We start from the raw sequence: 13553 nt of genomic DNA, 5'->3' as shown, positions 1-13553 counted from the left end.
CCGTACCGCAGAGGCGCGCCCCGCAGGGACACGCCCGCACGACACCCCGCGCCCCACACCCAGGGCGGGGCGCGGGACCACAGCGAAGAACAACCCCCAAGGAGAGGAGATTCGTACGCCATGAGCCGACCCGACATCCCCCACCGGGTCGACCTGCTCGTCGTCGGCAGCGGCCCCGTCGGGTCGGCCATCGCCCGCCGCGTCCACGACACCGTGCCGTCCGCGCGGATCCTGATGGTCGACCTGGGTCCGCGCCTGACGGAGCGGACGGGGCTGCATCTGCACAACCTGCCCGTGGAGGAGCGCAGGGAACCTCAGACCAAGTCGCAGGGGCGCGACCCCGCGACCGCGCCGGGCGAGGACGGAGCCCTGGCCAAGAAGTACGCCGACCGCGGTACGCACCTGCTCAAGCCACGCCGGGAGGGAGAGCCCGAACAGGACGGGATGCCCGCCGCGGTGATGTCGAGCAACGTCGGTGGCATGGGTGTGCACTGGGCCTGCACCGCACCGCGCCCCCTGGACAGCGAACGCATCCCGTTCCTGACCGACGACGAACTGGACGCCGCGCTGGAGGCGGCCGAGGCCCTGCTCACCGTCGCCCACGACCCGTTTCCCCGGACCCCCGGCGGACAGCTGGTGCTGGAGACACTGCGCGATCTCTTCGACCACGAGTACCCCGAGGGCAGGTATCCCCGGCCGATGCCACTCGCCTGTAGCCCGCGCCCCGGCACCCGGCCCCACTGGGCGGGACCGGACATGATCCTCGGGCCGCTCGCCGACGGCGAGGACAGCCGGTTCCGGATCGCCGCGGAGACCATCTGCCGCCGTGTGCTGTTCGAGGGCAACCGGGCCACCGGCGTGGTACTGGAACACCTGCCCACCGGCGCGGAGTACACCGTGCGGGCCCGGGCCGTGGCAGTGGCCGCGGACCCGCTGCGCACGCCGCAGCTGCTGTGGGCGTCCGGCATCCGGCCGGACGCGCTCGCCCACTACCTCAACGACCAGCCCAAAATTGTCAGTTCCGTGCGCGTCGAGAACGGGCCCACCGCGGGCACCGGGGCGCAGGGCTCGGTGGAGTTCACCGGCGACATCCGGGACCTGGAGACCGCCCGGTTCCAGGTGCCGTTCGCCGCCCCTGGCAGACCCCATCACGGTCAGGTCATCACCGTCGACACCTCGCCGGTCCAGGGAGCCGAGCCGGGCCTGTTCGTCGGAATGGTCTGGTACGGCGTCAAGGAGATCCAGCGCAGTGACCGGGTGGAGTTCTCCACCTCCGAGGCCGACGCCTACGGCATGCCGAAGATGACCATCCACTACACCCTCACCGAGCGCGACCACGAGGTCATCGCGCAGGCCCGAGCGGACCAGGAGAGGATCGCGGCCGCGCTGGGGAGCTTCCTGCCCGGCAACGAACCGGCCCTGTTCCCGGCCGGCAGCTCCAAGCACTACCAGGGAAGCGTCCGCATGGGCAGCACGGACGACGGCACCTCGGTGTGCGATTCCTCCGCCCGCGTATGGGGATTCGAGAATCTCTACGTCGGCGGAAACGGGGTGATCCCCACCGCCACCGCCGTCAATCCGACGCTCACCAGCGTGGCCCTGGCCGTCCGCACCGCGGACGCGATCAGCGCAGCCCTGCTCGCCCGCTTCTGACCGAGGACGCCGCCCACGCGGCCTCCGCAACCCCCGGCCCGCGCCCGAACTCCGCAGACCGCCGCGTTCGGGCGCCACCTCGGGTCCGAACCGCCTGATCCAGGCGGGACCGGACGCACTGATCGCCGGGGCCCACGGTCCCCGAACACGGTCCCCGAACACCTTCGCCCGGCCCAAGGAAAGGTCCACGCCCCGATGCGAGTTCTGTGCAGTATCACCGGATCCACGTCGCACGCGCGTGCCGCGCTCCCCCTGGTGCGGGCACTGGGCGAAGCCGGGCATGAGGTGCTCGTCATCACCGCGCCCAACCTGACCCGGGTATTCGACGGCGAGGCCGCGCGAGTGAACGGGGTGTACACCGATATCGCGCAGAAGGGCATGCGGCTGCTGCTGGAGGGCAAGCTCCCGCTCCCCGCCGAGTTCAGCCGGTTCGCCCACGACCTCTGGGCCTCCCTGGGATGCGGTCCCCAGATCAATGAGGTCTACGAACTGCTGCTGCCGATCGCCCGCGACTTCCGGCCCGACGTCGTCCTCCGCGACGGCTATGAGTTCGCCGGACTGCTCACCGCCGAGGCCCTGGACATCCCGCATATCTCCGCCCCGTCGGGCTCCGGGCAGTTCCTCGATCCCGAGCTCCTTCTGCCGATGCTCAACGACCGCCGCCGCGAAGCCGGGCTCCCCCCGTCAGATGACCCGGTGTCGGTGTACCAGCACGGCCGGTTCGACTGCATGCCGGTGACGTACGGCTTCGCCCGCCCCAGCGCCCCCGAGGCCGTGGCCTACCGCCAGCCGCGCACCGTCACCCGCGGGGAGACCCTGCCCACCTGGCTGGCCGGTCTGCCCGCCGACCGGCCGCTGGTCCTCGCGTCCATGGGCACCGGTCTGCCCGACGCCATCACGCACTTCCTGGACCAGGCCAGGCAGATCTCCACCGCCATCCCCGCCTACGACCCGGCCGAACCGCTGAACACCGTCGTCCAGGCGCTGTCCACCCTCAACTGCTCGGCTGTGGTGTCGTCCCTGGGCATGCCGGTGGACACAAGCCTGGCCGCGGACAACGTGCTGGTGGTCGACCACTTTCCACAACAGCTGCTGCTGGAGCGGGCGGCGCTGTTCCTCACCCACGGCGGCTACAACAGCATCCGGGAGTCCGTCCGCGCCGGAGTGCCCATGGCCGTACGGCCCATGTTCGCCGACCAGAAGTACAACGCCGAGCGGGCCGAGGAGCTCGGCCTCGGCTCCCATGTGTCCGAACGCGGCCCGGAAGCCATGGCGCAGACCTGCGGCCGACTGCTCGACGATCCCGCGGTGAAGGCCGAGGCGGACCGCGCCCGGGAAGACATGCTGGCCCTGCCCGGCATCGAGGTCGCCGTGGCGCACATGGAGCGGCTCGCCTCCTGACGCACTTCCCCCGGCCCTCCAGGGAAGTGGCCTGGACGGACGTCCGGTGGTGCCGCTGAATTCCTTGTAAAAGCCCCAGTTGACCCTCCAGATAATCAGGAGAACCGGGTGGTTCCCGCCGTTGGTGGCCCCTTCCTGACGTGTGTCCGCGCGCCCGCGGGAGCCGGTCCCACGGGAGGAGCCACCACGGCGTTCCACCCGACTCCGCTCCGGCCCGACACAGCGGGAGAAACACCGTGTCCGATGACGCTCGCACCGCCTCGCGCGAACCACTGGCGCAGGCACAACGAACGGTGGGGCCGATGACGGGGAAGACCGAAGCCGCCGCGTCTGCCCACGCCGTCGCCCTGCCGGACGAGGCCATCGCGGTCGTGGGAATCTCCTGCCGCCTGCCCAAATCCCCGGACCCGGAGGCGTTCTGGCGGGCCCTGCGGTCCGGGGCGAGCGCCATCGAGCCGGCACCGCCCGGACGCTGGGAGGACCACGCCGCGGGGCAGCCCGGCATCCGCTGGGGCGGATTCCTCGACCGGGTCGACATGTTCGACCCTGGATTCTTCGAGATCTCGCCCCGCGAGGCGGCCACCATGGACCCGCAGCAACGGCTGTCCATGGAACTCAGCTGGGAGGCGCTGGAGGACGCGGCCATCGTCCCCGGAACGCTCCAGGGCAGCGACTGCGCCGTGTTCGTCGGCGCGATCGCCGACGACTACGCCACCCTGGCCCGCCGGCAGGGGACCGACGCCCTCACCCGGCACAGCCTCACCGGCGTCCACCGCAGCCTCATCGCCAACCGCGTCTCCTACTTCCTGGGTCTGCACGGGCCGAGCCTGACCGTGGACACCGGCCAGTCCTCCTCGCTCGTCGCCGTCCACCTGGCCTGCGAGAGCCTGCGCAACGGCACCTCCGCACTGGCGCTCGCGGGCGGCGTCAACCTGAACCTGCTCGCCCACGGCACCGCCGCCGTCGAGAAGTTCGGCGGTCTGTCACCCGACGGCCGGTGTTTCACCTTCGACGCACGGGCCAACGGCTACGTCCGCGGCGAGGGTGGCGGCTTTGTTGTCCTCAAACCGTTGTCGCGGGCGCTGGCCGACGGCGACCGGGTCCACTGCGTGATCCTCGGCAGCGAGGTCAACAACGACGGCGGCGGCGACGGGCTGACCACTCCGAACCCCCTCGCTCAGCAGGACGTGCTCCGCCAGGCCTACGAACGGGCTGGAGTCGACCCGGCACAGGTCCAGTACGTGGAACTGCACGGCACCGGCACCCCGACCGGCGACCCGGTCGAAGCCTCCGCCCTCGGCGCCGTTCTGGGTGCCGTGCGGCCCGCCGACCGTCCGCTGGCCGTGGGCTCGGCCAAGACCAACGTCGGCCACCTCGAAGGCGCCGCCGGAATCGTCGGGTTCATCAAGACGGCGCTGGCCATCCGGCACCGCGAGCTCCCACCGAGCCTGAACTACGAAACCCCCAGCCCCGCCATCCCCCTCGAGGCGCTCCACCTGCGCGTACAACACGAACTGGGCGGCTGGGAGCGGCCGGAGGAGCGCCTCGTCGCCGGGGTGAGCGCCTTCGGTATGGGCGGCACCAACTGCCACCTGGTCCTGGTCGAGGGACCGTCCCAGGAGCGGACCGACCCCTCGGATCCGCAGCTGCGCGAGCCCGACGCGAATGCGCCGGACACGCGTGAGCCGAACGCGTGTGAGCCGGAGCCGAATGCGCCGGACGTGGGTGAGCGGGCGCGGGCCGGTGGCTCCACCACCGACCGGCCCGCGCCCACTCTCCCCTGGCTGATCTCCGGCAAGACCCGGACCGCCCTGCGGGCCCAGGCCAGGCGGCTGCGGGCGTATCTGCGGGAGCACCCCGCGCCCGAACCGGCCGATATCGGCTTCTCCCTGGCCACCACTCGCGCCGACTTCCCCTGGCGGGCGGCCGTTCTCGGCGCCGACCGCGACGCCTTCCTCACGGGCCTGGACGCCCTCGCTGACGGCGGTATCGCCCCCGGCCTCGTACACGGCACCGGACCGTCCGGCGACCGGCCGGTTTTCGTCTTCCCCGGCCAGGGGTCGCAGTGGGCCGGGATGGCTGTGGAACTGCTCGACTCCGCACCGGTGTTCGCTGCCCGGATGCGCGACTGCGCCGACGCGCTCGCCCCTCATGTTCCGTGGACCCCGGCCGACGTCCTGCGCGGGGCACCGGGAGCACCCGTACTGGACGGCGACGACGTGGTCCAGCCCGTGCTGTGGGCGGTGATGGTCTCCCTGGCCGCCCTGTGGCGCTCCTACGGCGTCGAACCCGCGGCCGTGGTGGGCCACTCGCAGGGGGAGATCGCCGCCGCCTGTGTGGCGGGAGCCCTGTCCCTGGAGGACGCGGCCTGTGTCCTGGCCCAGCGCAACCACGTAACGCCGGCCCTCTCCGGCCGGGGCGGCATGGTGTCCGTCGCACTTCCCCTCGAGGACATCACCGGCAGACTGCGGCAGTGGGGTCCCCGACTGACCATCGCCGTGGTCAACAGCCCCCGCTCCGTGGTCGTCTCCGGTGACCTGGATGCGCTGGACGAACTCCGCACGACGCTGGCCTCCGAGGGCGTCCGGGTCCGCCGCGTCCCGATCGACTACGCCTCGCACTCCGCCCAAGTGGATGAGGTCGCCAGCGCCCTCCTGGAGTCGCTGCCCGCCCTCGCGCCCCGCTCGACGGACATTCCGTTCCACTCGACCGTGACGGGCGGTCCGCTCGACACCGCCGGGCTGGACGCCGAGTACTGGTACCGCAACCTGCGCCACACCGTCCGCTTCGACCGGGCCGTCGAGGGGCTCCTCGACCAGGGCCACCGCATCTTCATCGAGATGAGTCCGCACCCCGTCCTGGCGACCGGGGTCGCGGAGAGCGCCGAAACGCTGGGCCACGAAGCCGTCTGCGTGGGCTCGCTCCGTCGTGACGACGGCGGGCCCGACCGGTTCCTCACCTCCCTGGCCGAAGCACACGTCCACGGCGCCACCATCGACTGGGACGCCGTGTTCGCAACCGCGCTCACCGGCCGCGGGGCCCGCCGCGTCCCGCTGCCCACCTATGCCTTCCAACGCCGCCGGTACTGGCTGCCCGATCCCGCCGCGGCCGACGCCATTGCACCCGGGGCGCTGCCCGCCGACCGTCCGGCCGACCCCGCCGTGTCCACCCCGTCCTCGCCCGCCGCCGAGCCCGACGAACCGGCCTGGGCACACCGCATGGCCTCCCTGCCCCCCGCGCGGCGACGGCGGACCGCGCTGGAAGAGGTCCGCGCCCATGTCGCCGCCGTCGCCGGATACCCCTCCCCGGAAGCGGTCCAACCCAGCCTCACCTTCAAGGCGCTGGGGCTCGAATCCCTCACTCTGGTCGAGCTGCGCAACCAACTCGCCGCCGCGACCGGACTGCGGCTGGCCACCGCCGTGGCCATCGACCACCCCACCCCCGTCGCGCTCGCCGGCCACCTCGTGTCGCTGGTCTCCGACGTCCCGCACCCGCCCGCCGCACCAGCCGCCGACACGCCCGCGGTGTCCGGCGAACCGATCGCCATCGTCGGTATGAGCTGCCGACTCCCAGGAGGCGTGCACTCCCCGGAGGAGCTGTGGCAGCTCCTCGCCACCGAAGGCGACGCGATCTCCCCCTTCCCCACCGACCGCGGCTGGGACACCGACGCGCTCTACGACCCGGCTCCCGGCCGCCCGGGCAAGACCTTCACACGCCACGGCGGGTTCCTGCACCAGGCCGCCGAGTTCGACGCCGACTTCTTCGGTATCTCCCCGCGTGAGGCGCTGGCGATGGACCCGCAGCAGCGGTTGCTGCTGGAGACCGTATGGGAAGCCTTCGAAGGCGCCGGGATCGACCCGTCAGCGCTGCGGGGCAGCACCAGCGGCGTCTTCGTCGGAGTCATGCACAACGACTACGGCCCGCGCATGCACGAGGCGTCCCAGGACACCGAAGGCCACACCCTGACCGGCACATCGAGCAGCGTCGCCTCCGGCCGCCTCGCCTACACCTTCGGTCTCGAAGGGCCCGCGGTCACCGTGGACACGGCCTGCTCCTCGTCCCTGGTGGCCCTGCACCTGGCCTGCCAGGCCCTGCGCAACGGCGAGTGCGACATGGCCCTGGCGGGCGGCGCCACCGTCATGGCCACCCCCGGCATGTTCGTCGAATTCAGCCAGCAGCGCGGACTCGCCCCCGACGGCCGGTGCAAACCCTTCGCCGCCGCCGCCGACGGCACCGGCTGGGCCGAGGGCGCGGGCATGCTGCTCGTCGAACGCCTCTCCGACGCCCGCCGCCGCGGCCACCGGGTGCTGGCCGTCGTACGGGGCAGCGCGATCAACCAGGACGGCGCGTCCAACGGGCTCACAGCGCCCAACGGCCCCTCACAGCAGCGAGTGATCCGCCAGGCACTGGCGGGCGCCGGACTGACCCCGGCGGACGTCGACGCCGTCGAGGCCCACGGGACCGGCACCACACTGGGCGACCCGATCGAGGCCGACGCCCTCATCTCCGCGTACGGAAGCGACCGGACCGAGGATCGGCCCCTGTGGCTGGGCTCCCTGAAGTCCAACGTCGGGCATACCCAGGCCGCGGCGGGCGTCGCCGGCGTCATCAAGACCGTCATGGCGCTGAGGTACGGCGTACTGCCGCGGACCCTGCACGTCGATGAGCCCACCCCGTACGTGGACTGGCCGGCCCGCACGGTCCGGCTGCTGACCGAGCCCCAGCCGTGGCCAGAGGTGGACCGCCCGCGGCGGGCGGGCGTGTCGTCGTTCGGAATCAGTGGCACCAACGCCCACGTCATCATCGAAGAGGCCACCGGGGCCGAGCCCGCCGTCGCCGACGAGCGCCCCCGCACCCAGCCGGCCCTGGTGCCCTGGGTGCTGTCCGGCCGCAGCGACCAGGCAGTGCGGGCACAGGCCGACCGGCTCGCGACGTTCCTCGACATCGGCCCCGGCGCCTCCGCGGCCGACATCGGCCTGTCGCTGGCGACCACCCGCGCGGTGTTCGAGCACCGCGCGGTGGTGCTGGGCAGCGACGACGAGACCCTGCGGGCAGGTGTCTCCGCACGGGCCGACGGCGCCGGGACGGTGGTCTCCGGCGTGGCGGACGACGGCCGTACGGTCTGGATGTTCACCGGCCAGGGCAGCCAACGGCCCGGCATGGGACAGGAGTTGTACGCGGCGTTCCCCGTCTTCGCCCGGACCCTGGACGAGGTGTGCGGTCGTCTGGACGCGGAACTGGCGGGTGCGGCGGGCTTCGACGTTCCGGTGCGGCAAGTGCTGTTCGCCGCGGCGGGCTCCGCGGAGGCGGAGCTGCTGGACCGGACGGGCTATGCGCAGACCGGGCTGTTCGCCACACAGATCGCGCTGGTGGAGTTGCTGCGGTCCTGGGGCCTGGCGCCGGATGCGGTGATGGGCCACTCGGTCGGTGAGTTCGCGGCCGCCTATGCGGTCGATGTCTTCGATCTGACGGACGCCGCGCGGCTGATGGCGGGCCGCGCCCGGTTGATGCAGGCACTGCCCCCGGGCGGAGCAATGGCCGCGGTCGAAGCCGGTGAGGCGGAGGTCGCGGAGCTCCTCCGCTCATGTGCCCAGGGCGAGTCGGGTGCGCAGGACGAGTCTTGTGCCCAGGGCGAGCGGGTCGTGATCGCGGCCGTCAACGGAACCTCCTCGGTGGTCGTCTCCGGTGATGAGGACGCGGTGGAGCAGGCCATGGCGATCGCCCGGGAACAGGGCCGCCGTACGACCCGCCTGCGGGTGAGCCATGCCTTCCACTCCCCGCTGATGGAGCCGATGACGGCGGAGTTCACCGCCATCGCGCGGAGCATCACCTACCGGCAGCCGGCCCTTCCCGCAATCAGCACCGTCACCGGCGAGCCCGTCGGCGCGGAGGACTGGGCCAATCCGGACTACTGGGTGGACCAGGTGCGCCGTCCGGTCCGCTTCCACGACGCCCTGCGGACCGTCACCGGCGACCAGTCGGCGGCCTGTCTGCTGGAGATCGGCCCGGATCCGGTGCTGGCCGCTCTCGCACATTCCGCCATGGACGTGGCGGCGGTGCCGGTGCTGCGCCACCACCACGCCGAGGCCGAGACGTTGCTGACGGCGGTGGCCGAGCTGTTTGTACGCGGCGCCGATGTGGACTGGGGCACGTACTTCGCGGGGACCGGGGCCCGGCGCGTCCCGGTGCCGACGTATGCCTTCCAGCGGCAGCGGTTCTGGCTGCCGGACCTCGCCGTTGCGCAGCGGGCCGCGCCCGCCGAGGCCGACGGCGGCGAAGCCGGTTTCTGGGACCTGGTCGAGCGTGGCGATGCCGAGTCCTTGGCGGGAGAACTCGGCGTGGGTCCCGCCGACCCTCTGGACGCGGTGCTGCCGGTGCTGTCGGACTGGCGGCAGCGGCAGCAGGAGCAGTCCGTACTGTCGGGCTGGCGGTACCGGATGACGTGGAAGCCGCTACGGCACACCGCCACCGCCCGGCTCTCGGGAACCTGGCTGGTGGCCGTCCCCCAGCAGACCGACGCCACTGGCGCCGGACACACCACGGGAGACCATGACACCGTCGGGGCAGGAGAGGTCGCCGGAACCGGACACGCCGCTCGAGCCGCGTACGACGCCGTGGCCGAGGCGTTGTGGGCGGCCGGTGCGGAAACCGTCCGAGTGCCGGTCGCCGACGCGGACAGCCGGGAATCCCTGACCGCCCGGCTCCGCGCCGAGACCACCCGCCCCACGGGCGTGGTGTCGCTGCTGACGACCCCCGCGGCAACACTCGTCCTGGTGCAGGCCATGGCGGACAGCGACACCCCGGCGCCCGTGTGGTGTGTGACGCGTTCGGCGGTGTCCGTGGACTCCGGCGAGCAGCTGCGGCACCCGGAAGCCGCACAGGTGTGGGGCCTGGGCCGCACAGTGGCGCTGGAACAGCCCGAGCGGTGGGGCGGGTTGATCGACCTGCCGCACCAGGCCGATGAACACAGCCTGGCCCGGCTGGTGTCGGTGCTCGCCGCGGCCGACGGTGAGGCCCAGGTCGCCGTCCGGCCCTCCGGAGCGTTCGCCGCCCGGCTGGTGCGCGACCCGGCTGCCCGTGGCCGGACCCCTGACAGTTGGCGGCCCCGCGGCACCATCCTGGTCACCGGTGGTACCGGCGCGCTGGGCAGGCAGGTGTCCCGCTGGCTCGCGTCGTGCGGCGCCGAGCGGCTGCTGCTGGTCTCCCGCCGAGGCGCCGAAGCGCCCGGTGCCAGCGAACTCCGCGCGGAACTAGGCGCGTTGGGTACGCAGGTCACTTTCGCCGCCTGCGATGCCGGTGATCGCGAGAAGCTGTCGGCGGTGCTCGACACCATCCCCGAGCAGACACCGCTGACCGCCATCGTCCACACCGCCGGTGTGCTCGACGACGGCCTGGCCGATGCCCTGACCCCGGAGCGGGTGGCCGGGGTACTGGCGGCGAAGGCGGACGCCGCGCGCCATCTGCACGAGCTGACCGCCGACCGTGAACTCGACGCCTTCGTCCTCTTCTCCTCGATCACCGGCGTCCTGGGCAACGTCGGCCAGGCCGCGTACGGCGCGGCCAACGCCTACCTGGACGCACTGGCGCACCACCGGCGCAGCCTCGGCCTGGCCGCGACCTCGGTGGCCTGGGGCCCGTGGGGCGGCGCCGGCATGGCCGCCGACAGCGTGGTCGAAGAGCACTTGCGCAGTCAGGGGATGCGCCCGCTCGACCCGGAACGAGCCGTCGCCGCCCTGCACGGGGCGCTCCAGGACGGCCGCGCGTCCCAGGTCGTGGCAGACATCGACTGGGAACGCTTCGCATCCTCGCCGGCCCGCACCCACCCCGGCCCGCTGACCACCGACCTTCCGGAGATCGCGGACCGCGTGCGGGCACGGACCGCGGGCACATCCGATGAGGCAGACGGTGAACTGGCACGGCGACTACGCGGACGCCCCGCCGCCGAGCAGGACCGCGTCCTGCACGACATGGTGCTGTCGCAGATCGCAGCCGTACTGGGGCACGCCACTCCGGCGACCGTCGACCCGGCGCGAGCCTTCAAGGACCTCGGGTTCGACTCCTTCACCGCGGTCGCGTTCCGCAACCGGCTCGCCACCGCCACCGCCCTGGACCTGCCCACCACACTGATCTTCGACCACCCCACGCCCGCCGCGCTCACCGCCCACCTGCGCGGTCAGCTGCTCGGCACGGCCGACGAGACCGGGACTGCCGACGTGGCACTCGCGCCGCTCGGCAACGCCGACGACGACCCGGTCGTGATCGTGGGCATGGGCTGCCGCTTCCCCGGCGGTGCCACCTCGCCGGAAGCGCTGTGGGAGGTGCTGTCCTCCGGCGGTGACGGGCTGTCGGCCTTCCCCACCGACCGCGGCTGGGACACCGACGGACTGTTCGACCCCGACCCGGACCACGTCGGCACCTCCTACGTGCGCGTCGGCGGATTCCTCCAGGACGCGGCGGAGTTCGACGCGGAGCTGTTCGGCATCTCGCCCCGAGAGTCGCTCGCGATGGATCCGCAGCAGCGACTGCTGCTGGAGGTCGCGTGGGAGGCGTTGGAGCGGGCCGGTATCGATCCTCTCTCACTGCGCGGCTCGGCCACCGGAGTGTTCGTCGGCACCAACGGCCAGGACTACCAGCACACCGCACGCGGCCTGGCCCCCGGTGTCGAGGGCTATGTGGCCACGGGATCCGCGGCCAGCGTCCTGTCCGGGCGGATCTCGTACACCCTGGGCCTGGAAGGGCCCGCGGTCACCGTGGACACCGCCTGCTCCTCCGCCCTGGTGGCACTCCACCTGGCCGCTCAGGCACTGCGCGCCGGCGAGTGCCGCACAGCCCTGGCGGGCGGCGCCACCGTCATGGCGACCCCGGACCTCTTCGTCGAGTTCTCCCGGCAGCGGGCACTGGCGGCGGACGGCCGCTGCAAGGCGTTCGCGGAGGGCGCGGACGGCACCGGCTGGTCCGAAGGCTCCGGAGTGCTGGTCCTGGAGCGCCTGTCCGACGCACGGCGCGCCGGACATCCGGTGCTGGCCGTCGTACGCGGCAGCGCGATCAACCAGGACGGCGCGTCCAACGGGCTGACCGCGCCCAACGGCCCCTCGCAGCAGCGGGTGATCCGCCAGGCCCTCGCCGTCGCCGGACTCTCGCCGTCCGACGTGGACGCGGTGGAAGCGCACGGCACCGGCACCAGCCTCGGTGACCCGATCGAGGCACAGGCGCTGCTCGCCACCTACGGCCAGGGGCGCGACGGCGATCCGCTGTGGCTCGGCTCCGTGAAGTCCAACATCGGGCACACTCAGGCCGCGGCGGGTGCCGCTGGTGTGATCAAAATGGTCCTGGCACTGCAGGAACAGCAACTGCCCAGGACCCTGCACGCGGACGAGCCCTCCTCCCGCGTGGACTGGGACGCGGGCACGGTACGCCTGCTCACCCGGGAGCGGCCGTGGCCTGTCGGCGGCCGTCCGCGCCGGGCGGGAGTCTCCTCCTTCGGGATCAGCGGTACCAACGCCCACATCATTCTGGAAGAACCGCCCACAGCGGCGCCGGTGACGGCCACGGCCACCGAGGAACTGCCCATCGCGCGGCTTCCGCTGGTGCCGTGGGTGTTGTCCGGCCGGAGCCCGGAAGCTCTGCGTGGGCAGGCCGGTCGACTGGCGGCCTTTCTCGATGAGCGGCCTTCTGGGGAGGGCTTGGCGGCGGTCGATGTGGGGTTGTCGCTGGTGACGACTCGGGCGGCTCTGGACCATCGGGCGGTGCTGCTCGGGGCTGACGCGGAGGCGCTGCGTGAACGTGTGGTCGCGCTGGCCGATGGCGACGCCCTGCTGCCGGGGGCGGTGTCGGAGGGTCGGACGGGCTGGATGTTCACCGGTCAGGGCAGTCAGCGTATTGGCATGGGGCGTGAGCTCTACGGTGTGTTCCCGGTGTTCGCGCGTGCCGTGGATGAGGTCTGTGGGCACCTCGAGAGGGAGCTTGGTGGGGTCGCGGGTTTCGAGGTTCCTGTGCGGGAGGTGTTGTTCGCGGAGGAGGGTTCCGCTGAGGCGGCGCTGTTGGACTGTACGGGCTATGCGCAGACGGGGTTGTTTGCGGTGCAGGTGGCGTTGGTGGAGCTGCTGCGTTCCTGGGGGATGCGGCCGGATGTGGTGCTGGGCCACTCGATCGGGGAGCTGGCTGCCGCGTACACCGCTGGAGTGTTCGGTACGGGCGATGCCGCCCGGCTGGTCGCGGCCCGTGCGCGGTTGATGCAGTCGCTGCCAACGGGCGGCGCCATGGCTGCCATTGAAGCCACCGAGGCCGACATCACCGCCATCCTGGAGATCCTGCACGGACTGCCCGGCGACCACCGCATCGCGATCGCGGCGGTCAACGGAGCCGACGCCGTGGTGATCTCAGGTGACGAATTCGTGGTCAAGCGGGTCATGTCCATCGCCCGGGAGCTGAACTACCGTGTGTCGCGGCTGCGGGTGAGTCATGCGTTCCATTCGCCGTTGATGGAGCCGATGCTGGCC

3 protein-coding genes are annotated in these 13553 nt (G+C 72.4%); all 3 read left to right on the top strand.

The genetic code is table 11. From position 1 onward, the window contains the following. Positions 1-120 precede the first annotated feature (120 nt). Positions 121-1653, top strand: a complete 1533-nt coding sequence (locus JK363_RS39870; protein WP_201883234.1) for a GMC oxidoreductase — start codon at positions 121-123, stop codon at positions 1651-1653. Positions 1654-1848: 195 nt separating this feature from the next. Next, on the top strand, positions 1849-3054 hold the full coding sequence (locus tag JK363_RS39865) for a glycosyltransferase (RefSeq protein WP_201883233.1): 1206 nt from the start codon (positions 1849-1851) through the stop codon (positions 3052-3054). Positions 3055-3356: 302 nt separating this feature from the next. Further along, the coding region (locus JK363_RS39860; RefSeq protein ID WP_201883232.1) for a type I polyketide synthase at positions 3357-13553 on the top strand (10197 nt) is incomplete at its 3' end.

It is taken from the genome of Streptomyces coffeae, assembly GCF_016741875.1.
GTDB classification, from domain to species: domain Bacteria; phylum Actinomycetota; class Actinomycetes; order Streptomycetales; family Streptomycetaceae; genus Streptomyces; species Streptomyces coffeae.
Note: the sequence above shows the minus strand (reverse complement) of the source record. Positions and strands in the feature narration are given on the sequence as shown.

Coding starts and splice junctions, on each gene's coding strand:
- JK363_RS39870 (WP_201883234.1), top strand. CDS start 121: ATGAGCCGACCCGACATCCCCCACCGGGTCGACCTGCTCGTCGTCGGC.
- JK363_RS39865 (WP_201883233.1), top strand. CDS start 1,849: ATGCGAGTTCTGTGCAGTATCACCGGATCCACGTCGCACGCGCGTGCC.